20 protein-coding genes and 3 pseudogenes are annotated in these 23,263 nt (G+C 55.0%); 13 read left to right on the top strand and 10 right to left on the bottom strand.

Annotation, left to right across the window (positions count from 1 at the left end; genetic code table 11):
• The 8 genes and pseudogenes from BLM14_RS24760 to BLM14_RS24795 form a co-directional block, all read right to left on the bottom strand.
• Complete coding sequence (locus BLM14_RS24760) at positions 1–1,092, bottom strand: ABC transporter ATP-binding protein (protein WP_100002632.1); 1,092 nt, start codon at positions 1,090–1,092, stop codon at positions 1–3.
• Between the two features lie 70 nt (positions 1,093–1,162).
• Positions 1,163–2,617: an ABC transporter substrate-binding protein gene (locus tag BLM14_RS24765; protein ID WP_100002633.1), complete on the bottom strand. Its 1,455-nt coding sequence runs from the start codon at positions 2,615–2,617 to the stop codon at positions 1,163–1,165.
• Between the two features lie 44 nt (positions 2,618–2,661).
• A complete protein-coding gene (locus tag BLM14_RS24770; protein WP_100002635.1) occupies positions 2,662–3,690 on the bottom strand; it encodes a carbohydrate ABC transporter permease in 1,029 nt (342 codons plus the stop codon).
• On the bottom strand, positions 3,687–4,562 hold the full coding sequence (locus BLM14_RS24775) for a carbohydrate ABC transporter permease (protein WP_100002637.1): 876 nt from the start codon (positions 4,560–4,562) through the stop codon (positions 3,687–3,689). The genes BLM14_RS24770 and BLM14_RS24775 overlap by 4 nt, the downstream gene beginning before the upstream one ends.
• Before the next feature lie 12 nt (positions 4,563–4,574).
• Positions 4,575–5,030, bottom strand: coding sequence for an RbsD/FucU family protein (locus BLM14_RS24780; protein WP_100002639.1), 456 nt, complete (start codon positions 5,028–5,030; stop codon positions 4,575–4,577).
• A gap of 158 nt (positions 5,031–5,188) precedes the next feature.
• A pseudogene (locus tag BLM14_RS32085) lies at positions 5,189–5,403 on the bottom strand (hypothetical protein); the annotation flags it as partial.
• A gap of 251 nt (positions 5,404–5,654) precedes the next feature.
• Positions 5,655–6,389: a DeoR family transcriptional regulator gene (locus tag BLM14_RS24790; protein ID WP_100002641.1), complete on the bottom strand. Its 735-nt coding sequence runs from the start codon at positions 6,387–6,389 to the stop codon at positions 5,655–5,657.
• 612 nt (positions 6,390–7,001) lie between these two features.
• Positions 7,002–7,802, bottom strand: a complete 801-nt coding sequence (locus BLM14_RS24795; RefSeq protein WP_100002643.1) for a class I SAM-dependent methyltransferase — start codon at positions 7,800–7,802, stop codon at positions 7,002–7,004.
• A gap of 444 nt (positions 7,803–8,246) precedes the next feature.
• On the opposite strand from BLM14_RS24795, the pseudogene ftsZ reads away from it, so the two are divergent.
• Positions 8,247–9,227, top strand: a pseudogene (gene ftsZ, locus BLM14_RS24800) (cell division protein FtsZ); the annotation flags it as partial.
• 307 nt (positions 9,228–9,534) lie between these two features.
• Here the strand turns inward: ftsZ and BLM14_RS24805 are convergent.
• A complete protein-coding gene (locus tag BLM14_RS24805) occupies positions 9,535–9,840 on the bottom strand; it encodes a HigA family addiction module antitoxin (protein WP_100002647.1) in 306 nt (101 codons plus the stop codon).
• A gap of 198 nt (positions 9,841–10,038) precedes the next feature.
• On the opposite strand from BLM14_RS24805, the gene BLM14_RS24810 reads away from it, so the two are divergent.
• On the top strand, positions 10,039–10,233 hold the full coding sequence (locus tag BLM14_RS24810; protein ID WP_100000747.1) for a hypothetical protein: 195 nt from the start codon (positions 10,039–10,041) through the stop codon (positions 10,231–10,233).
• Between the two features lie 18 nt (positions 10,234–10,251).
• Here the strand turns inward: BLM14_RS24810 and BLM14_RS24815 are convergent, their stop codons facing one another.
• A complete protein-coding gene (locus tag BLM14_RS24815) occupies positions 10,252–10,755 on the bottom strand; it encodes an arsenate reductase/protein-tyrosine-phosphatase family protein (protein ID WP_100002649.1) in 504 nt (167 codons plus the stop codon).
• Positions 10,756–10,970: 215 nt separating this feature from the next.
• Between BLM14_RS24815 and BLM14_RS24820 the strand changes: the two genes are divergently transcribed.
• The 11 genes and pseudogenes from BLM14_RS24820 to BLM14_RS24870 all read left to right on the top strand — a co-directional run bounded on the left by BLM14_RS24820 (position 10,971) and on the right by BLM14_RS24870 (position 23,230).
• Positions 10,971–11,549 carry a hypothetical protein gene (locus tag BLM14_RS24820; protein ID WP_100002651.1) on the top strand — a complete coding sequence of 193 codons (579 nt, stop codon included), beginning with the start codon at positions 10,971–10,973 and terminating at the stop codon, positions 11,547–11,549.
• 188 nt (positions 11,550–11,737) lie between these two features.
• Entirely contained in the window at positions 11,738–12,385 is a 648-nt protein-coding gene (locus BLM14_RS24825) for a MarC family protein (RefSeq protein WP_100002653.1), read from the top strand.
• Between the two features lie 51 nt (positions 12,386–12,436).
• A pseudogene (locus BLM14_RS32780) lies at positions 12,437–12,662 on the top strand (alkanesulfonate monooxygenase); the annotation flags it as partial.
• A 16-nt stretch (positions 12,663–12,678) separates the two neighbouring features.
• Positions 12,679–13,425, top strand: coding sequence for an FAD/NAD(P)-binding protein (locus tag BLM14_RS24835; RefSeq protein ID WP_157929595.1), 747 nt, complete (start codon positions 12,679–12,681; stop codon positions 13,423–13,425).
• A gap of 28 nt (positions 13,426–13,453) precedes the next feature.
• Positions 13,454–14,080, top strand: a complete 627-nt coding sequence (locus BLM14_RS24840) for an FAD/NAD(P)-binding protein (protein ID WP_100002656.1) — start codon at positions 13,454–13,456, stop codon at positions 14,078–14,080.
• Between the two features lie 439 nt (positions 14,081–14,519).
• The gene (locus BLM14_RS24845; RefSeq protein ID WP_100002658.1) at positions 14,520–15,392 is read left to right on the top strand and encodes a response regulator transcription factor; all 873 of its coding nucleotides are present in this window, start codon (positions 14,520–14,522) and stop codon (positions 15,390–15,392) included.
• Between the two features lie 368 nt (positions 15,393–15,760).
• A complete protein-coding gene (locus BLM14_RS24850) occupies positions 15,761–17,350 on the top strand; it encodes a serine hydrolase (RefSeq protein ID WP_100002660.1) in 1,590 nt (529 codons plus the stop codon).
• A 486-nt stretch (positions 17,351–17,836) separates the two neighbouring features.
• A complete protein-coding gene (locus tag BLM14_RS24855; RefSeq protein WP_100002662.1) occupies positions 17,837–19,657 on the top strand; it encodes an SARP family transcriptional regulator in 1,821 nt (606 codons plus the stop codon).
• A gap of 47 nt (positions 19,658–19,704) precedes the next feature.
• The gene (locus BLM14_RS24860) at positions 19,705–20,661 is read left to right on the top strand and encodes a phosphatase PAP2 family protein (RefSeq protein ID WP_162293242.1); all 957 of its coding nucleotides are present in this window, start codon (positions 19,705–19,707) and stop codon (positions 20,659–20,661) included.
• 50 nt (positions 20,662–20,711) lie between these two features.
• Positions 20,712–22,409: a S8/S53 family peptidase gene (locus BLM14_RS24865; RefSeq protein WP_100002664.1), complete on the top strand. Its 1,698-nt coding sequence runs from the start codon at positions 20,712–20,714 to the stop codon at positions 22,407–22,409.
• Positions 22,410–22,993: 584 nt separating this feature from the next.
• Positions 22,994–23,230 carry a hypothetical protein gene (locus BLM14_RS24870; RefSeq protein WP_100002666.1) on the top strand — a complete coding sequence of 79 codons (237 nt, stop codon included), beginning with the start codon at positions 22,994–22,996 and terminating at the stop codon, positions 23,228–23,230.
• Positions 23,231–23,263 lie beyond the last annotated feature (33 nt).

The following is a 23,263-nucleotide window of genomic DNA, read 5'->3' on the forward strand; positions in this document are numbered from 1 at the left end:
CTACCGGCCGATGGCCTCGCCCGTGCTCTTCAGAAAGAAGTGCATCTTGTCAGGCTCGATCGGCACGTTGATGACATCATCGTGGGCGATTCTCGAGCCAGCAGACACCTGAGCCGTGAAGGCTGCGGTGCCGGCCTTGCCAATGGCCAGTGTATGAGGCCCAAGCGGTTCGATATCAGCGACCTTCAATGGGATCGTCGGGAAGGAGGAATCGACGGTCATTGTGTGCTCAGGGCGAATACCGAGCACAACAGGTTGCCCGGTTGCTTCGGCCAGCTTGGCCACCCGGTTTTCCGGGATGGGGATTACCACATCGCCCGTGGTACGGAACCCCATGGCAGTCCCGTTGCGCTCCAATGAACCCTCGATGAAGTTCATGCTTGGTGCGCCGATAAATGCTGCTACGAAGAGATTTTTAGGCAACTCATAAAGCGTGATAGGATCAGCGGCCTGCTCGATACGGCCCTGATTCATCACAACAACACGATCTGCCATCGTCATCGCTTCCACCTGATCATGTGTTACGTAGACGATGGTCGTCTGCAAACGGCGATGCAGCAATTTGATTTCGGTGCGCATTTCAATACGCAGCTTGGCGTCGAGATTGGACAGTGGTTCATCGAACAGGAACACATCCGGTTGCCGGACGATAGCGCGGCCGATGGCGACGCGCTGACGCTGTCCCCCCGAAAGCGCGCTTGGCTTGCGGTTGAGGTAGGCACCAAGGTTGAGGATACGGGCAGCTTCCGCAACAGCCTTGTCAATTTCGGCCTTGGTTGTGCCGCGCACTTTCATGCCGTAGCCGATGTTTTCAGCAACCGTCATATGTGGGTAGAGGGCGTAATTCTGAAACACCATGGAGCAATTGCGCAAGCCAGGGCGAAGAGATGTGACGTCGCGGTCGCCGATGCGGATTTCGCCTGAGGTCGCCTGTTCCAGTCCGGCGATCATCCGCAAGGTGGTCGTCTTACCACAGCCGGAAGGGCCGACGAGAACCACAAACTCCTTGTCCGCGATCACCAGATCAAGCGGTGGGATAACCGAAACGCCACCGAAGGATTTGGTGACTTGTTCCAAACGCACTTGGGACATGCTTTGCCCTTTTCCGAGAGAGTTAAAAGCCCGCCCCGGCAATATCCGGGGCGGGGAAGACGTTGCCCGCTTATTTCAGCGGCAGGCCCATGGATGCCCGGTAAGCCGCAAGCTGCTTGTCGCGTCCAAATTCATCCGTCAGCTTGTTCCACTGCTCGGCGACACTGTCGAGCGCCTGTTGCGGTGTAGATTCGCCGGCAAGCGCCTTGGAAAGCTCGATTTCGAGGATTTCCGTGTACGAGAAGTAGCCGGGCAGACGCATATCGAGAGCGACGTTCTTCGCCGTCACTGAATCCTTCTGGGCGCCGAGATATTCTTTTGCTTCGCGCTCGCTGAATAGCTTCGACCAAAGATCCAGATTGGTCGTGTGCGAAATGCGGTAGGGATTTACCCCGGTTCCGCCAGTGATCGCTGCCTGACCGGAAACCTCGGGGCTTGTCAGATATTTGATATAGTCCCAAGCCGCTTCCTGCTTCTTGGAGGAAGCTGGAACCGCAGCCTGCCAGCCGCCAAACGCCATGAAGGGAGATTCGACGACATGGTCGAACTTGTCCCATTTCTTGGTCTTGTAGTTCCAGATCTCATCGGAACCAGGGAGCATGGCCGATCCAACATTGCCCGAGACTTTTGACTGCTTTGGATCGGCAGCGATCACGCCAGTATCACCCCAGCCGATCGACTCGGCCGCCTGGCCGCCGGCAAAGGCCGCATTCACTTCGCCGAAGGAGAAGTTCAGAGCATTTGGCGGCGCCAGCTTTGACGACCGAATATACTCCTCAAGGCCGCGCACCCAGCCGGGGTTGTTGATCTGTGCATCCATTGTGTCGGGATCAAAGAACATGGAGCCCTTGTGGTCAGGGTGATTGGTATAGCCCGCCGCATGGCTGAAGAAGAACCAGAACTGCTGGCCGCCACGACGAAAGGCCTCAGCGGTACCCCAGATACCCTTGTCGGGCTGCTGGAAGAATTCGGCAATATCGAGATATTGCTTCCAGGTCTTCGCCGGGGCCAGATCATAGCCATACTTTTCTTTGAAGGCCTTCTGGTTGTCCGGGTTTTCGAAGAGATCGATGCGATAGGTGTAGGTGTGGACGTCGCCATCCATGGTCTGTGACAGAACCTTGCCATTCCAGACCATCAGGGACTCACGATAGACAGGCGCAATGTCCTCCCAATCAGGCCCCGACTGCATGGCTTTCGGCATTTCCGAAAGATAATCAGTGAAATCTGGCGCCCAGGCCGGAGCGAAGGCGATCACGTCGAACGTGTCCTCGCCCGACGTCAGCGTCGTGACGATCTTTGGATAAAGTTCCGACCAGGGGAACTCCACGACGTTGACCTTGCCGCAAGTCTTTTGCTCCCAACCCTTGGCAGCGAGCTGCAATGCCGAAGCAATGTAAGGGCCAGTTTGCGTGGTGGCCGACAGCGTCACGCCAGTATAGTCCGGATCGCACGCAAAGGCTGATGTGGCACCGGACATTGCGAGCAATGCCATGGCTGTTGAACCAATTAGAAATTTTCTCATGTGTTCCTCCCTGGATTAGAATGATGACTGTGCATGGTGGACGGTCACTTGATCGCTCCCAAAAGCAGGCCAGACCGCATCAGCCTACTCAAAATCCCCGCCATGATGACCATAGGTATGATCGCGACCAAAGCGGCTGCCGATATTGCCCACCATTCGTCGCCCCGCTGGCTGTTCTGCCCGGCGACCAGAATGGGAAGGGTTTGCCATTTCGAACTGGTGAGGAAGAGTGCGAAGAGAAACTCGTTCCAGACAAAGGCGAGCGTAATCATGAATGTGGCGATCAGGCCTGGTGTGGACATGGGAACCACAATCCCGAAGAAAATCCGCCATGACGGCACATTGTCAACCATTGCCGCCTCTTCGACCTCGATCGGCAAGGCTTCGAAAAAGTCGCGCATCAGCCAGATCACGATCGGAAGCGAGAATGCGACATAGGCGAAGGTCAAGCCGAAATAGGTATCCACCAGCTTCACACCCATCTTGCCCATTTCAGTGTACATCAGGAACAAGGCGAAGGCGGCAACGATGGGCGGAAACATGCGTTGGCTGACAAACCAGAAAACAATATCGTTATTGCCGAGGATGGGTCCGGGGAGTCGAAACCTGCTGGATGCTATCGCAAGTGAGAGCGCTGCCACGAAGGCATAGATCAGCGATGGCCCCTGACGAAGGCCGAAAACATTGTAACCAATCAGATAACCACCAAAAGCAACGATCACGAAAAGCACGGCTGACAGAAGCTTTAATTCGAAAGTAAATCGAACAAGGGCATAGGCAGCCATTGATCCGATCGCCGTCGCCAGCAGCGACGCGGACAGACCGACGATCGTGGATGCTATGAAGGTATTGTAGAACTGGCCGCGCTGACCGGAGAGAAGGTCGCTCCAGGCCGACAAGCTCGGTTCAAAATCGACAAATGGTATGTAGGTCGGCCCGCCAACCACCCCGAGCGGCGTCTTGAAGGATGTGATCGCCACCCAGTAGAGCGGGAAGAACGTAAAGGCCAGCCAGAGCAAGCAGCCCGCGAGAGCCCACCAGCGGCCGTTTCCTTTGAGGGCTCGCACGCTCATTTGTGCTTCTCCAGATAGGGTTTCAGGATGGCGAGGTAAACGAGGCCGATAACGGTGATCAAGATGAGGAACAGGAAGGATAGAGCCGAGGTGTAACCAAGATTGAACTTCTTGAAACCTTCCTGATAGGCGAAGAGCGTCAATGTTTCAGTGGATATGCCGGGCCCTCCCCCGGTCATCACAAAGACCGTGTCGATAATCTTGTAGCTCTCGATCAACCGGATGAACACGACCGCGACAGAGATCGGCAGCATCATGGGAAACGTGATGCCCCAGAACTGCTGCCACGGACTTGCATTCTCCAAAGCGGCCGCCTCATAGACATCATCAGGCAGGGTTTGGAGTCCGGCGAGCAGCATCAGGATGACGAAGGGTGTCCATTGCCACACCTCGACAGAAATAATCGCGCCGATGGCCCATTTCGTTTGCGTTAGGAACGGGAGATTAGGAAATCCGAAAAAAGTCATAAGCTCGTTGAGTGGCCCCATGGTCGGATTGAGAATCTGACGCGCGATGAGGGCCACGGCGACCGGTGCCACCAGCATCGGCAGCAAGAAACCAACACGAAAAATGCCTTCACCAGGAACTCTGGCGTTGAGCGCCAGCGCAATGGCAAAACCGATGACATATTGCAACGCGACCGCGATAAAGGCGATAATTGACGTCGTCCAGGCGACATGCCAAAAGCGCGGATTCTGCAAAAGTTCCGTATAATTTCCGAATCCAACGAAGCGCGGTGGAATTGGTGGCACGAGCCGCAGACTCATGAAGCTCGTTGTCAGTGAGTAGATCAACGGGAAAATCGAAATGACCAGCACTATCAAAAGTGCAGGCCAGATGAAGACATGTTTGATCGGGTCATTCCGAGTCATGCTGCACCTCGATCAGACGGATTCCGGCGGAATCACGCCCTTGGTGAAGAGGAAGCAACCGTAGAAGCGGGTTTCTCCCGTGGTAATTACGCAATAAGCGTTTTTGGCCTCCTCGTAGAAGGCAAAACGCTCGATGCCATACATAGGTGCCGGCTTACCCTCGGCTTCATCGATTGCGATCTGTGCTTCACTCTGAACGGGTGGAATTTCATTAGGAGCACCCATGATTTCCATGCGGCCGGCTGATGGTTGGAGCGGCGTATCCAGAGGCATGACTGACAGGATAGCCTTGATCGCGCGAGCGGCAGAGACATTATCGATTCGCAGGAGCTTGCCGAGCCTAGTCTGTCGCGCAATCGCGTCAGAGGGGAAATTAGTGTCGGACACGACAAGCGTGTCCCCATGCCCCATGGAACGAAGCGCATGCAACACGTCCGCATTGAGAGCTGGGTCGATATTCTTGAGCATAGAAGTCCTCCCTGATACGTCGTACCCCGGCAAATCGTGCCGAAGAGCAATTTTTCGAAAATAACTGGCCGCGCCGAGTACGGCTGCTGGCAATGCATCGCGTCTTGATCACCTGACCTCTGCGATCGGTTCTGCCGCCGGATTGGCTGCGCAGATTCCTATTCGCCGTAAGGAATCCAGATCCTCTTCACATCAATCGCGCGGGTAGGTACAGTGCGCCCTCGGCGGCCGTTCTGTCCATCCAGTCGATTGCCTTGCCGTAGTCGACAAAAGGTACGTTTCAGATTGCCGGCAGACAACTTTTCAACCATCATCGAAAGCTCCTGTTGTCCCGAAAGCTCACAGTGCCATCGACATCATTATTTGCTGAGAGGGTATGCACGGGCAAATTCAGGCACCGCCGGTCTCACACCAATGATCTCTGATCTCCACACAAACCTCCGCCCAGTATCTGCAACATGGCCCCGCAATCGGAGAACAGCGATCTGCTATGGCGTCCAACTCACTGCTCTTCGTGGGTATTTGTTACATTTCTCCCATTAATGGTGTTATGCTTCCATCAAAGCAGGCGACGGTCAAGTCTCTGTACAAAAATTTCCCATCTCTGACTTTTGTGCACTTGCGTTACTCGGTATGCGCAATGTTCGTTTCGCCTGCCTCGGTAATGATCGATTGGAACGCCTCGATTGGCGCAAAAAAAGCCGGCTTTAGCTTGCCTATCTTGCTGCTATCCACCACCAAATAGCATTTCTGCGCTAGCGATATCACCTTCTGCTTCACCGGTGCTTCATGGAAATGCGCGCATGATGCCCCCCTGCCCAGATCTACCCCCGCCGCAGAAATGAAAGCAGTATTGATACCGAGATGGTTCAACGTATCAAGCCCGGACGCCCCGGAAAAGGAGGCGGAGGACGGATAGTAAAGGCCCCCAAGCATTACGACACTGATATTTGCCCTTCGAGTCAGTTTCTCGGCAATATTAAGAGCGTAACATACTGCTGTTATTGAATAATCTTCTGGGATGTAGTCAATCAGACTGGTAAGCGTCGTGCCGCAGTCGATGAATATCGTTTCATCCGGGCGAATGTGTTTGGCAGCGTGCGCGCAAGCCTCTCTCTTGGCAGTCGCGTGACTGTCCGCTGCCTTCGTCAATTCGTACGGAACGTCACTTTCAATATCAGCTGCAGATACGATATGGCCACCAAGATAGCCAAACTGGCCAGGATTTTCCGCGACATCACGACGAACCGTCATCTCGGAAACGTTGAGAAGCAGGGCTGCCTCCTTCAGATGGAGGACCCTCCTCTCTACGAGAGCCTCAGAAAGATCGATAATTCGTTTTGCCTTCCGGCTAGCCATGTAACCCTCTCCTTTGAATACCAGGGCAGGCGCGCGAGCCCATTCGAGGATCTGTAATAATATTCAGCGATTTGTAATAAATATAACAAACTAGGAGCAAGCTGCAACTTGTAACAGGGACAGTACTTGAAAGATCGTGTCGTTCACATCTCGCCTCCAGGGATCTGGCTACACACCACGCGGGCATCAATTACTCATCGTCATGAGCTTGCAAAGAAACCCGGGCCTCGCTGAGACCGGATACGGTAATGCAGACGGCTTCACCAATATCTGGCTGACGGGGGCACGGCAATGAAGAGGACTGGATCTGTCGACCCAAGGCTCGACCGACTTTCTGCAGACCCTTTCAGAAATGATCTCGTCGATGAGATCAATGTTTCGATCGTTCCAATCGTGCTTGGAAAGACGCTTACCGAAGAACTGACTTTCGCTAGTTTGGACGGCCTGTTCCCGTCCTTCGTCTGTTCGACGCGGCCTCTCTGGGTTGGAGCCGGACGCCCCCGTTCGAAAGCTGCGGATGGAACGCCGCCCATTTCAACAAAATGGCATGGCCAGGCGACCTGTCCGGCGCCAGAACCTTGGAAAGCTTTCCGCCCTTCGCCCACTGTCGGGTCAGGGAACGATGCCCCGGCAGGCCCAGGCGACGTTTGCAAAAGACCTCGGGCCGTCGGGCCGGCCGGCCTCGTAGGCGTCACGCACGGCGGCGTCGGTGCGCGCCCGCTCCACGGCGTCGAGCGTGGCCACATATTTGCCGAGCGGCCCTTCACCCGCCGCAATCGGCGCCCAGTAGTCGTCGAAGTTTTGGTAGTCCATGCGGATCATAAGCTGGGTTTGTGTAACGTCCACGAGTTCCTGCTCAACAAAAGTCCGTTTCATTTCGCCGGGCTGCATCATAGGCTGGAAGCAATAGCGTCCGCGCAGCTGGCGCCCACCTTCGCTGAGTGCCGCCACCGTGTCGACCATCATGCGCATGCCGGGCATGCCGCCGAGATGATCCCACACGGCCGCCGCGACCACGCCGCCCGGCCGCGCTACGCGACGCATCTCGGCGACTGCCTTGCCTGCCTCGGGCACGAAGTGGAGCACGAGAAGCGCCAAGGCGCGGTCGAACATGCCGTCCTCGAAGGGCAAGGCGCAGGCATCCGCCTGCCGGATCGTTATGTGCGGGTCGGTGTTGCGCCGGATCGCCTCCTCGACGAAGACGGGCGAATAGTCGATCGCAACGATCTCGCCAAGATCGGCGGTCCTGGCGAGCGCAAAGGTCAGGCTGCCGGTGCCGCAGCCGACGTCGAGAATTTTTTCGCCGTCGGCCAGCCCCACGAAGTCGATGAACAGGGGCGCGAGTTTTTGGCTCCAGCGGCCCATGAGTTGCTCATAGCCGGCCGCATCGTGGACGTTGAAGCTTGAGGTCATCGAAGTCTCCACACACTGAGCGTATGCTAGACCTCGATGGGGTACTTGCCAAGGCGCAGGAGCAAAGCTGTTGTTCGGATAACCGTTGACGAAAGGCTGCTTTTGGCGCGTGCCGGTCAGTTCGGACTTTTCGGCTTGGATTCCCTTAAGTTAGCCTCGAGTTGCGAGACCAAGCAACATCCTACCAGGGTCCAAGTGGTTCTGTGCAAAATCGATCTGCGGTCCGCAGTTTGCACGATGTGGTAAAATCCGCAAAGGGTGGGGACGACCTGAGGAATAAAACTAGTTTGTGAGAAGCCAAAAAGGTTGCGCCAACCACCCTTGTCTGATTCATATCCCTTGCTCGGGATGAGCTGATTTTGATTCGTTTTCGGTACTTCATCCGGCAATCCCATCCCGTGTCAAAGTGCAGTCAGTTTGCTGCAGGCAAGGAAGGACAGCGTGATGTCGAGCAACCTAAAGCATCCGGAAATCACCGAAATGAAGCCGAATATTACCGTGATTGGTGTCGGCGGTGGTGGCGGGAATGCCGTCAACAATATGATCCGCGAGGGCCTTCAGGGAACTGAATTCGTGGTCGCAAATACTGATGCCCAGGCACTGACGATGTCGAAGGCCGGCCGTTTGATTCAGCTCGGCGTGAATCTGACGCAAGGCCTTGGTGCCGGATCGCACGCGGAAATCGGGCGGGCGGCTGCCGAGGAGAGTATCGACGAGATCATGGACCATCTCAACGGCACCCACATGTGTTTCGTAACAGCCGGCATGGGGGGCGGTACCGGAACAGGCGCAGCACCTGTTATAGCCCGTGCAGCGCGCGACGCTGGCATATTGACGGTCGCCGTCGTGACCAAGCCGTTCAATTTCGAAGGCACGCGTCGAATGACGTTCGCCGAGGACGGGTTGAAACAGTTGCGCGACAGTGCTGATACCCTGATCGTTATACCGAACCAAAACCTATTCCGAGTAGCGGATGCATCCACCACGTTTGCTGATGCATTTGCCACGGCGGACCGTGTTCTTTATTCAGGCGTTGCGTGCATTACAGATCTGATGATTCGAGAGGGGCTGATCAATCTCGACTTTGCCGACGTTCGGGCGGTCATGCGCGACATGGGCCGCGCTATGATGGGCACCGGGCAAAGTTCAGGCACCGGCAGAGCTATAGCAGCAGCTGAAGCAGCCATTGCCAACCCACTGCTGGATGTGGCGTCTATGAAGGGCGCGAAAGGCGTCCTGGTGTCTATTTCAGGCGGTAGAGATATGACCTTGTTCGAAGTCGATGAGGCAGCCACGCGAATTCGCGAGGAAGTGGACGACGAAGCCAACATCATTCTTGGGGCAACGTTCGACAACGCTCTCGAGGGAACGTTCAGGGTCTCCGTTGTTGCTACCGGCATCGATCAAGATGGCTCAGAAGCAGCTAGCTCGATGACGGCCAATAGCAGAAACGTCTCATCGTTGCCTCGGTAGTACGCAGGATATCGACCGCGATGCATTTTGCCCGCTCGTCCACCGGTCGGCATCGATAGGCGACACATCGACCTTGTCGCCCTCGACCGAGCTGAAGACCCAATCGAATCTGCATGTACTTGGCCCTCATGCTCTTGATCGCCATGCTCGGCGTAGTCGGCTGATTGACGAACGTCTGGGCGATGCGACGTTGATCGCTAGCTGCAATAAGCTCGCGATCTGGTAAGTTCTTGGGTTGCTTCCCAAAGTTCTTCGACAACTAGCAGCTTGATTCAACATCTGTAGCAACTGCGATAGGAAAGTCCGCTTCCTGATGCCGATCCCACTTTGATTGCAGGACGAACCACAGATCCGGCATGATGCCGAGCGTTCGGTCTATGCGCACGGCGATATCGTATGTGATCGGATACCGGCCAGCGATGATGGCATCTAGTGTCGCCGTTGGTATCTCTGTTAACTGCGCAAATGCTTCCACCGACAAGCCATGGGACTCAATGCACTCAAGCAAATGCTGGCCGGGGTGGATCGCCCAATGCGGCGTCCACCGATTTGCCGATGTGTTCATTTTGCTTTGCCATTCGGGTTTCGTATCAGATGGCCGAACCATAAACTGACTACATGTCAGACGAATGAAAAAACAGTGGCGTCAAAGCGGCTCTGCCTTGTTTCCGCCGCCAAAGGTTCATGAAGCCGGTATTGATTGTGACAGATATTTTACAGATATGTGACGGCACTAGTTGTGAAACCAACACCGGGAACCGTCATGCGCATTAGAGAACTGCACGAAATCAGATACGAAGAAGAGACCGCAAACCTCAAGCTTTCAGGTCTCAACCCCTTCAAGCAAGCCAAGAGCGTCAATATCTCCATCGACAATCCCGAAGAATTCCTCAACGCAATCAAGACTGCGCTGGCAGATGCCGAAGGCAAGAGAATCAGAATTGGCAAGGCCAAATGATCGCCACCCCGCGGCTCATTATTCACTCTTTGACTGGCCTATTTCATCGACATGGCTTTGGATGCTGAGCCGGTCAAGCGAGCTGAGCGGAAGATTGATGAATATCTTCAGGCGGCGATCGAGTTCCGCCATTGCGCGCGAGAACGCTTGCTTTCGCTCCCACGGCTCGCCCGTTGCCTTTACCGGATCCGATGAGGCCCAATGTGCACTGACCGGCAGGCCCGGCCATTCGGGCAACGACTCGCCGGCTGCAGTGTCACTCAAGGTAAAGACGAAATCGAGATTCTGGGCATCGACGGCGCTAAAATCCCGGTAGTGCTTCGGGTGAAGCTCTCCCGCTGGATAGCCCATTGCTTCGAAAAGCTCGCGCGTCTCCGGCTCGATGTCGCCTGCCGGATCAACGCCGGCACTGTAGGCAACAAAGTGCGGATGCCCGATGCGGTTAAGAATTGCTTCGGCCATCATGCTTCTGGCCGAATTGCGCTGCGACAGGAACAACACGTGAAAGACCTTGTCACTCACAGCCCACCTCCATGGTCGGTTGACGGATGGATGAAGTGTCTCGCCTAGAATGCAGGCAGAATGTGACAATTGCGTAACAAAGGGTGCATTGATCCTCCATCTTTCGATCTATGGATTGCTTCAAATTTACATAAAATTACGCCCTTATTTCATGGAAGAAAGTCGCCTCTGATGTATGGCAACTGCCGTCAAAGCACTGACAGGGGTAAATCCGAGTGGCCGAGATCAACAGATTCAGCAAGGCGGCAGTGGCGGCGCAGGTCCGTGACGCTGCATGGCTTGCGCATATCAAACCAATCCGCAGACAGATGTCTTTTTCGCAAGGCAAGGCGCTTGTCCACCAGATTTTCGACGATGCAGAAGTTGCCCGTCCCTTTGTAAAATGCTTGCCAGCGCACCATAGAACACGGGGATTTACCACCCAGGAACACGAAATCTTCCTTCAGGATACGACCTGGGATGACACCGTCATTCAATGTGCTTCGGAGCTATTGCTCGGTAGCGTCAATACCCAGACGATCAGCAACAGGGACAGTGTCGGATACGAGGAACTGGAGAACTATCTGCATCTCGCAACGTGCTACACCGGAATGAACCGTTACACGCTTGACGCCTATGCTGCTGAACTCTCCGCGATCGCCGGTCTCAATGTTCGGCCCCGTCTGACAATCGGCCAAACGCATTCCTCCTGGGCGGAGGTCAAGCCTGGCGACAGGCTTTATGAAACAGCCATCGGCACCGGGTGCCGGCTTTACAAACGCTATGGCGAACCGCAGCCACTGCGCGATGCGTAGTAGGAAACTGCGTTGCTTGTCGGATGTAAGACTTCTCAGCAGAGCCTGAACTAAGCCGCCCGTGTGAACTTGCGCAAGGCTGCGGTTCGTGTCGTAGCGGCGGCAGAATTTTTGCCCGAGCGCTGGACAATCCATTTCGCATCGTCGACAGTTCTCCACCAGTAGAGGTGTAGAGGGGGAACTTTCCGATGGATTTCACTGTCATTGACGCCACGCTCGTGGCAAAGCTTCTCCTGCTCCTGCTGATTGGCATGGGACCGAAGATCGCACTGGTGCCTTTTCTTGAAAAGACCCATGCCTTTGACGCCGAAACCAAAAACAGGATAGGCCGCCAGATGGTTTTGACGGCGGTTGTCACGGCTCTGATCCTTTTTGCCACTGGCGCTCTGCTGATGCGACTGCTGCATATCACTGGCGGCGCGGTTGCGATCGCTGGCGGCGTTATCTTAGCGCTCCTCGCGATCAAGATGGCGGCTGGACCGACCGAAAAGCCCAAGGATGAGCTGGGCCTGCCGATAGATCCAGCAAAAATCGCCGTCTTTCCCCTTGCTGTCCCCTACTTGCTGAATCCCGTCGGCATCACGGTCATTATCATTGCCTCCGGCGAAGTTGTCTCGGTTGCAAGTGCAGTACTCGTCGTGGGGTTGATCCTGCTCGTCGGTGCATTGGATTATCTGGTGTTCACTAATATCGACAAACTGGCAAAGCGAATGAAGCCAGCTAGTCTTGTCGTCTCGGAGGTTGTCTTCGGCATTCTCCTAACCGCGGTAGCCGTCCAACTAATCGTTAGCGGACTTGTCAATCTAGGAATCATCACCGCGACCGTCCCGCATTGATTCCCTACTGGTTGACGCAGCCTGCAGGCGTGGCCAAAATACGACGCAAGATTAGTTGGCGGCGCAGCTACAATAGCCGAGCGCATGGCCGAAATACAGCCGTATCGGTATCGACACTTTTATCCCCTCCGGTTACCCTCACCTTGAAGAGACCTATCGTTTCGGTGAGCTGGAGCTTCCGAACTTGCCGCTCGACCATGAAATTCCATCGAGCTCGACGTCAGTTAATATGGGACAGTTTGACGAGACTGTCGCCGGTGTCCATCGCCCGGCAAGATTGAGGGCAAGCCATTGTGACAGAGCCAGTTATCGTTGCGATCATTGGCGGTGGTTTCTCCGGAACCGCCATCGCCTATCATTTGGCTGCACAGACACGGCACAGCGATATTGAGATCGTCGTGATTGAACCGAGGGAGCGGCTCGGCGATGGTCTGGCCTATTCAAGCAAGGATCCCGCTCACCGGATCAATGTCCCGGCTGCCAAAATGACGATGGTCTCTGCGGAGCCGGATCATTTTACCCGGTGGCTAGCAACCGACGCGATCAGTGCCGGAGATGTTCTAGCACGGACGACCAAGGGCGATGAATTCCCGCAGCGTTCGGTATTCGGGCGCTATGTTCACAACCATGTCGAGCCTTTCCTCCATACGGACAGCATTCGTCACGAGCGGGCAACAGCACTGAGCATTACACCTGGCTGCGAGCGATATTCAATTGTCCTGACCGACGACAAGAATGTCGACGCCGATATTGTTGTCGTTGCCACCACGCATCCACTACCCTCAGTGCCGAGGGCCTTCCTACCCTTGATTGGCGGGCCTCGTTTCATTGCCGATCCCTATGCTGGGGATGCGCTACAGGAAATCGAACAGGATCATGCGGTTCTTGTCGTCGGGACAGGTCTCACCGCCGCCGACGTGATCGCCTCGCTCGACAAAAACGGGCATCGCGGCGCCATTGTCGCGCTCTCACGTCACGGTTATCGCTCTCGTGGACACGCCACACAAGCCGCGGAGCCATTCGGCAGCTTCGGCGGATGATGAAACCGCCTCCAGTTTATTGAAAACAGTGCGTCAGACACTAAAGGAAGCACAGAATCGGGGCCTGACCTGGCACCCCGTCCTTGATGCGCTGCGCGATCAGGCTCCTGTAATCTGGGCGGCGTTGCATTCTGACGAGCGACGGCGTCTGGTGCGGCATCTGAGGGCACTTTGGGATGTCCACCGCTTTCGCGTGGCTCCACAAGTGAAGGATGTGCTTGATCGCCGTTTGCGTGAAGGCACACTTGAGATTATCGCAGCTTCACTACATTCAGCGCACGAAACGAGCAGACGATTCAAGGTCTCATATCGACGCCGATACACACAGAGCCTTGAACGCGCAGGCTTCGATGCGATTGTCATCACCACTGGTCCTGCCCATGCCGCAATTATTCAAAGCAATCCGGTGGTTCGGTCGCTGTTTGATCAGGGCCTGCTCGCTTCTGACCCGGTAGGGCTTGGCCTTCATACGGCAAAGACCGGTCAGGCAATCAGCAAGAAGGGCGAGATCATCGACAATCTCTTCATCGGTGGGCCGCTCGCGCGTGGTACCTTCGGTGAATTGATGGGCGTGCCGGAGGTCACCTGTTACGCCGAGTTCATAGCGGCACGTGTCAGAAAAGCCATTGAAATTATCATCCAACGGAAGCGCTAAGCCAGCTGACGCTGCTGGGCGACAGCGTCAAGGGCGCTCCTACAACCCGCATCTATTTACTTTTCGACCGCCATTCACGTTGGTTTCACGCTAGAATGACAGATGAAATATATGGTTCAGTCGTAAATTTTTTGGCATAGCAAATGATTTCGCACATGCAGCCAGAATGAGGTCGAAAGTATCCGTTTTGGGTGCACGGTTTAAGAGAAATGTTTGAGATTTCGGCCGTCATGGGATTTGTAAATGACAATGGAGAATATTTTTCTACATTTTCGCTCTGTCAAAAATCACCGGAACCGATCAGACCGATTGCGATCGAACAGGTACGTCCAAACCGTTGAAAAAGGATCGATGCACCAAAGCCACCACGGGGCATTATAAGAGGAACAATCTGGGTCGCGGTCTGTAAGGAGTAACAGGGAAAGCGTAGGGGGGATCAATGTCAGTCTCATTTGCTGCCGAAGTGCACGGCTTCAATAATATGCGAAGCACTGTCAGCGAACATACTTCAATTGTCATTATTGATTGCCAGACCTTGTCGCGAAGTTGTCTCATTCGCGCCCTGCAAGGGGAGCTTCCCGAAGTCGCCATCCACGACATTGCCAAACCGGACGGGCTGGTTGGTGTTATTGAGAAAAATATCAATCTTGCTGTTCTGAACATAGAAAACTGTAGCCTCACCGATGAGTGGGTCTCGGTAAATCTCGCATATATTCACCAATTGCGGCCAGAAACATCGCTTATGCTGCTGACCCAACGCGATGAGGCATCGATAACCGATGCGACTGTTTCAGAAGTCGCCAGATTGGGCGTAAAGGGCTATACGACAAATACCGCGCCGATCTCAGTCGTCCTCGCAGCCATCCGCCTGATTCTGGCCGGTGGTACTTACTATCCGCGGTCAATGGTAATTGACCACGGGGACTGTGCGAATTCGGCGTCTTGTACGTCTGATACGATCAATGTGCTGCCAATGCCCGTCGCAAAGGGTGAGGTCGATGAAACACTCGCGGTGACCAAAGCGTCAACGATTGCCTTCACTGAGCGCGAGCGGCAGGTACTGGCAACCTTGCGGCGCGGCCTGCCCAACAAGATCATCGCCAGCGAGCTGGATTTGTCGGAGAATACGATCAAGGTCTATATCTCGCACATCATGCGGAAACTCAACGCTACAAACCGGACCGAGGCAGTGATTTTTTCCCAGCAATTTTTGTCCGTTAACAACTCCAGCCGCATCCATGCACCAGAGCCGCGGGTCACTCCACGATACGATCCGCCACGCTTCCGTGACGTGTTGCAAGGCTTGGGCTGACCATTTTTTCGTCAGAGGAAGGCATAGACCGGTTCACCCAAAATGCCAGCGGGAAACGCGAAAGCATCAATGGATTGGTGGCCTTGGCCTTTCAGCCGAGCGGAGCCAAGCTTCTTCAATTTCGGATTCAAACCCGACTAACTCGCCAGGTAGACATATCAGGGCCGTGCACGTCCCGCTCCATTTGCTTATTGTTTCATGCGGTCCATCGCTGTTTGCACCTCACTGATCGCCTTGAGCAGACCGGCTCGTGCTGTGGGATTGCGGAAGTAGGGCATTTCCATCGCCGACATGGCGCTGGAACGAAGTGTCCAACCACCGCAAAGCCAGCTATAATTGCGCCATCGGCGCACTCTGGGGGAACGAGCATGACCGACACATTCGACCAAGGCACCAGGCGTATCCGCTTCTTCAGCCTCCAATCTTTTTTATTCACCGCCGTGCTGACGGGAATCGTGCCGCCTGCCGCTAACGCCCAATCCTTCGAACATGCGACAAAAGACAAAGTGATTGCTGCTCTCCCTGCGCTGGACAAGATGGCCCAGCGCATCGTGGATGGCGACAAGGTTCCGGGTCTGTCGATCGCTATCGTCTATCAGGACGAGGTGGTCTATCTGAAAGGCTTCGGTGTCAGGGAAGAAGACAGGCGCGAGCCGGTCGACGCCGATACGGTGTTCCAGCTTGCCTCGTTCTCCAAGCCGATGGCCTCGACCGTCGCGGCGGCGATTGTGAGCGAAGGGATGGCGAGTTGGGATTCGCGGATCGCCGACATCGACTCATCCTTCCAGCTTTACGAGGCCTATCCGACCGCACAGGTGACCCTACGCGATCTCTTCTCTCACCGCAGCGGCTTACCTGGAAGCGCCGGCAACGAGCTGGAGGAGCTCGGCTACGACCGCGATACGATTCTTCAACGGCTCCGCCAGGTCACGCCGTCGAGCAGCTTTCGATCGGGCTACTCCTACAGCAATTTCGGCCTTACCGCTGGCGCGGTCGCTGTGGCCAAGGCGGCTGGCATGAGCTGGGAGGATGCGGCGGAGGCGAAGCTCTACAAGCCGCTTGGAATGTTATCGACCAGCTCGCGCTACGCCGATTTCCTAATGCACACGAACCGGGCCACCCTCCACGCACAGCTCGACGGCAAATGGCAAGCGCTTGCCAAGCGCGATCCCGACCCGCAGTCGCCGGCCGGCGGTGTCAGCTCCAATACGCGCGACCTAGCCCAATGGATGCGTCTTCAGCTTGGCAACGGCAAATACAACGGCAAGCAGCTGATCAAGGAAGAGGCAATCGGCCCGACGCATGCTCCCCTCATGCCGCTCGGTAAGAACCCCATCACCGGGACGCCGGTCTTTTATGGTCTCGGCTGGAACGTGGATTATGGCCACTATGGGGAGGTCTGGGGCCATGCCGGCGCCTTCAGCGTTGGCGCGCGCACTGTCGTCAGCCTTCTACCATCCGAAGGTCTTGGCATCGTCGTGCTCTCGAACGCGTTCCCGACCGGCGTTCCGGATGGCCTTGCCAATGCGTTCTTCGACCTAGTAATGACGGGAAAGGCAGCCCGCGATTGGGTCGCTGATTGGGACCAAATCTATGCAGGCTTGTTCGGGCCTGCCGTCGAGGCGGCTGTGGCCCGCTACGGCACGGCACCTGCCTCACCATTACCTGCGCTGCCGCTTTCGGCCTACACCGGGACCTACGGCAACCCCTATATCGGCAGGGCAGTGGTTGCCGAAAAGGACGGCGCACTGGAAATCCGTATCGGGGCGGAAGGCAAGGCGGTTTTCCAGCTCAGCCATTTTGACCGGGACCTCTTCACCTACCGCCCATACGCGGAGATGCCGACGATGCCATTTGTCGTGAGCTTTGCCATTGGACCAGACCAGAAGGCGATACAGGTCACGATCGACAACCTGAACGAGCTCGGGCTCGGCATGCTGAAGCGCACTGAGGACTGAGCGCCGCAGCAACCGGCAGACTTGGCCAAGGATGCGCGAGGACTGCGGTAATAGCTAGAGCTTTAGCCGCAGGCTGGGCTGAGATTGAAAAATTGCAGCCCAAGGCGACATTTTTCAGACGCTGGACGGAAACAACAATGGAAGCAGGCCGCCGTCTAGTGCGGGTCGGTATTATCTGTGTAATCCTGGCGCTGATCTTGCTCCTATAACCCGCACCTACTTACTTTTCCACTACAATTCACGTTTGTTTCACGCTGGAATGACAGATGAACTGTATTCCCTCCAATTAGGCCGAACCATCTGGCAGCAAACATGGGAGCGGAAATCGTGCACAATCTTTCGGAAATAAGCGTTCCTGTTTACCCGCGTGGGCTCCCAATACACGCAGACATGTTGCCAAAGTTGTGTTTTGTGCCACACTTCGGGCGAGAGCCTGACTTTAAGGAAGATAAAGCAACCCACGACGCTACTCCGGGGCTAATCCTGATGGACCGCAGTCAGCAGCACGAAGCGGCTTATCGCATGTATCTTATTGGACCCTTCGCGATCACTGATCCGTCGGGCAAGGCTTTGACGCCAAAATCCCAAAAGTCCCAGGCTGTCCTTGCCATGCTGGCTCTTTCCCTAAGGGGATCACGTTCAAGAGTTTGGCTCCGTGACAAGCTTTGGAGCGACCGGCCTGAAGATCAGGCGTCTGCCAGTCTTCGCCAGGCATTGCTCGATATCCGTAAATGTCTGGGTGACGCACGTGATATCCTGTTGGCTGACAAGAACACCGTCTCGCTCCGCATGGACCGCATACGGCTGGATATTGACGAAATCCTCACCGAAGGCCATTCAACAGGAAATGACGAACTAGCGGCGGAACATTTTCTTGAAGGGGTCGACGTCAGAGATCCCGAATTCGAGGAATGGCTGACGCTTGAGCGACAGGTCTGGCAGCGTCGGTTTGATGAGGGACAGCTCCAGCATAAATTCGAACCAAAGCTCGAACTGGCGCGTGAGCATCGGCAACAGTCTCCTCTTGTTCCTTTGACGGCAATAAATCCGGACAACAAGAATGGCGGGACTGCAAATGAGCCGTCGGACGACGAGATCGTTTCCCGCGGCTCGAGACAATGGGTCGTCGCGATCTTGCCCTCGCGCGTCGCCGGACAAAGTGAAAATGGACAGATTCTAGCTTCGGAAGTGACCAGCCTCATCGCAAAATCACTCGTCGAGGGAACTGATATCCGTGTCACCGACTTTTCTTTCGGCGGAGGACCCTGGGCGAACTCGCAAAACGACAACCAACCGGGCGGTGAAATCTCACTGGCAACGCCCATCGGCATTCAGCTGGAACTAACTCTCGCAAGTCAGACCGTTCTTGTCGTGGTGAGCATTTTGCGTTTGGCCGATTACAGCCTGATCTGGAAAGACAGTTGCATTGCCGATCGGCAACTCCTTGAAAGAGGTGAAAGCAATCAGTTGCATGCGCTGATCAATCACGTGGTGGATGAAGTCAATGGTTGCTTTCTTTTCCGCGCTGAAGGCGGAAAGTTGGAACGCGAAGCCACTATGATCGAGGCGGTCAATTCGGTCTTTCGATTGTCCCGGGACGATCTCGATCGTGCGGAACGCATCCTCCATAACATTGCGGCTGACCGGCCCTCCTCCTCTGTCTATGCATGGCTCGCTTTTATCAGAACCTTTCGGGTTGGGCAGCGTTTCAATCCCTATGACTCAGCAATTGTCGAAGAAGCCCAATTCTACGCCCGAAAGGCGCTGGAGTTGGATGTCAACAATTCCATAGCTCTTGCGCTCGTTGGACACGTCCATTCCTTCTTGTTTTGCGAGTACGACTATGCCGCCGGATTGTTCGAGAGAGCCATAAGGCTCAATCCAGCACAACCACTCGGGTGGGATCTCTACTCCATGCTCCATTGCTATGCTGGCCAGCCTGAGAAGGCGATGGCGATTGCCAACTGGGTTCAAAACCTGGGTTTTTACAGCCCGCACAAGTACTATTTCGATACCACGAAATGCATCAGTGCCGCTCTGGCCGGCGATCACGCAGCGGCCATTTCTGCGGGTGAAGAGGCACTCAAGATGCGGCCGGATTTCAATTCTCTCTTGCGCTATCTGGCAGCAAGCCACGCGCATCGCGGCGAGATGGAAATGGCACGAAAATGTGTAGAGCGACTTGAGACGGTCGAGCCGAATTTCTCGATCGCGTCCCTCCAGGACAATCGGTACCCGCTATTAAACACTGGGGGAGGCAAGATGCTGATCGCCGGCCTTACGAAAGCCGGCGTCAAGCTCCGGTAGCCCTTCCCTTATTCAAATTCGGTTCGAGCACATGAAGGATATGCGAAATGGTGGACGAAGCGACGCAATCACCGCTGATACAGTTCATGAACAGTTTTCGATTTGAGATCGATGCCGATCATGTATCACCTTGCCCTCCTTTGCCGGTTGTCAAAGCGGACCCGCAATCAGTACCCGCGGCAGTGGACGGACCCGGTGTCAACAGCCCGGCGTCACCGATGGCGGGGGCTGCTGTGGCAGGTGGCGGCGTTGCCAATAAGACGGTGTTGAACAAGTCCTCGCTGAACAAGAACAAGAATAAGAACAAGAACAAAGCCTCATTCGGGGGAATCAGCACGGGTGATTCACAACTGATACCTGCGTTCCAGTTGCGCCGGCTACACCAACAACCTTCCCGGAACGCCTTTACTGCTGCTGCACGATTCACATGGGAAATGCTCGACATCACTCCACCACCGGGGCCGGATTTCACTCGCCTTGAAACCAAAGTGCTCCTGTCGATGCAGAAGCGCGACCGGGAACGCGCCAGACGGCTACCGGATATTCAGCAGGAAGCGTCGCTATCTGTCACCGAGTTTACGCGACCTCTCTATATCGAGAATATAGCCGGGTTCGAACAGACCGAGGGGCTTTTTCAGAATATCCTGACAGCATGCGAATATGTTGGGCTCATTTACAAAAGCAAGTTCAATCGCATACGACCTCATCAGTTCGAACCGCGGCTTCGGCCCCTTCTGGCAGTTCCGGCGACCGAATCGTACCAAAGCAATCATGCATTTCAATGCTTTTCCGTCGCGTTTGCATTCAACACGATCCTGCCGGAGCATCCCGCGACCGAACAGTTGGCCCGAATAGCGCAAAATGTTGCAGAAAATCGTGAATGGGCAGGCCTTCATTATCCTAGCGACACGAAGGGAGGACGTGAACTGGCCCGCAGGTTTGCTCCTTATCTGAGAGATGCGTTCGCCACGACGTACAACGCGGTACACAAAGAATGGGTGTGAAGAACATGCATTCACCTTCAGTGATTCCTCTAGCGTAAATGAGGTTGTAGATGCCCCCCCAATCAGAAAACACAAAGCCGCCGGCTGGATACTATTATCTTTGGCATCTGGCTGCGTTAAGGGTAATTGATGCGGATTTCGGACCCTTGACTAGACCGCTCCCCTCCAACAATGAAAGTGCTCTTCGCAACGCCGCTAATCCCGTTATTACCGGTTCTGTCTGGGACACTATTGCCGAATTGGGTGCAGTTTCGCCTGCAAAGGTGGCTCTCATTGATGTCGGGATATCTCCAGATCATCCGAACCTGACGACACGGATCGATCACAACGCCTCAATCGACCTTGCGACACATAGATACGGTGCACGCGCCTTGGAAATCCTCAATGATACAAACAGTTCTTATAAGGAGGAGAAACAGGCGTTCTTCTCCGGGCTCGACATATCAGGTCTTGGAAACTTGGGCCTATCGGACGATGACAAGGAATACCTTGACGATATCGTGGCGGAATACGCTGCCTCAAATGGCGTTCAGCGGCGTCTTCTCGATTCGAATACGATGTTCGCATCGCACGGAACTGCCTGTGCCGGTTTGATCGTTGGAGAGCCTGCTGCGTTGCCATCTGGGGACAGCGAAAATCCATCTCCTCCAGAATATCTCCTGACAAATCCAGATTCGACCGAGGCACATCCCAATAAGAATCCCAACCTGTTGCCCTATTTTGGCGCTGATCCGTTTTCGCGCCTCGTCAACATCACAACGTCATTCGAAGAGGATGCGCGGCAGTTCATTGCGGCCTTCCTCTATGCGCATTTACAGAACGTCGACGTCATCGTTATGCCCCGAGGGATACCCGATCCGAAGCGAAGCGCCGTTGAACCAAAGAACGAATTGAAGGCCGATCTTGAGCGCTGGGCCAATCGCGATGCTGCGGACCTGTTTGCGCGTATTGCCGTGGCGGAACAGGGCCCTTCGGAACTCGAACCCAAGGCACCCCAGACAGGCTCCAACCCAGACCGGCTATGGAAGATCCTGAAACAGTTGATTATTGGCGTGAGCCGAAAGATCCCGGTGATTTGCGCCGCTGGCAACAGTGGTGAAAGCCAGCTCATCTATCCAGCCAGCCTTGCAGCTCCCGACAACGGCATCGTTGCAGTCGGCGCTGTAACAGTCGAAGGTTTTCGATCCTGCTATAGCAATTATGGCGAGGGGCTCACTCTCGTTGCTCCTTCCGATGATAGTGAAGTTTTCAACCGCCATCAATTGCGCGTCGATCGCCTGTCTCCCTTTGCCGCCAAGCATCAGTATAGCGCTGATGGTGGGAAGGAATATTGCTACTCCTACTTCAGTCTCCTTAGCACAGACCTTCCGGGCGTCTTTGGTTATGATGAAGGAAAAGCACCCTGGTCCTCATTGCTCCCATCTGCAAATAATCCCGGCGTTGGCGGTGGTTATTATACAAGCTTTGGCGGCACGTCTGGAGCGGCAGCCTTAGTGGGCGGCGTTGCAGCTCTCATGCAACGGACCCATCGCGCCGTTCACGGTGGAACGGGAAAGTTGAACGGTGTAGCTGTAAAGAATATCCTTCAAGAAGCGTCCAACCTAAACAGCAATGTCGAACCTGGTTTGCGTCCTCTCACGCCCGACTGCATGAATGCGGACAACGAAGATGTCATCGACCCAAGTTACTTTTTTGGAGCGGGACTACTCAATGCGGCCACGGCCGTGAACGCTGTGCTGACCAGTTGACGCGAAGCCCCACTAAACACAGAAAAAGGACCCGTCACCGGGTCTTTTTTTCATACTGCCTTCATTTTTGACGGTGCTTTGACGGTACCACAGCGTTCAAGAGACGCCCTCTCCGGTAATATTCAATCAATAAACCGGCACCCCGATCGATCCGGAGAGAAAAGTCGATCAATAGAATTCACTAGCTTATGGGAGGCAAACCGATGTCAATAGTTCCTGCTAGCAAATATCAATGGTCATCATTTGGCAAGTTGATCAATTTGCCGACGTTGCCGATGGGTTTGCGTCACACTTACAAATACTTCAGCGAATCAATAGACGGGCAGATTGGCGGTATCATTACGATCTTAATTGCAGCGCCTAAGCCCGCTTTTCTACGATGTAAAATCACCAACAACTCGAGGGGGCAATCCCGAGAGTACACCTGCCGCGGTAGCTCATGCCATTTTCGGTGAGCCCATCAAGCGGATCAAACAAATGTCGCCGGCTCGCACCGACGACAAGACATCCGGCTGCGGGATCTATCTATAGCATCCGCTAGGGATCCCGCCCTCGCCTAACAATTCATGATTGGAGCGACGGACATGGTTCTGATGAGTGAACTTTCGACAGACGAATGGGAAGCACTGAAACGCTTGTTGCAGGGCGAAACCATCCGGCGAATAAACGGCCAAACGGTCAAACGCCTGACTGATATCGGCGCACTGCAACGGAAGAGAGGAGAAATAGAACTCTCCTGTGCTGCAATGCAGCTCTTGGTCGAACGCATGGCACGCATTAGCCGCGCGCGAAATCACGATAGTCAAACGTGGTGCAATTGAATTTCACGTTGCGCCCGTGTGTCAGTGAATATG

Source organism: Phyllobacterium zundukense, assembly GCF_002764115.1.
Taxonomy (GTDB): domain Bacteria; phylum Pseudomonadota; class Alphaproteobacteria; order Rhizobiales; family Rhizobiaceae; genus Phyllobacterium; species Phyllobacterium zundukense.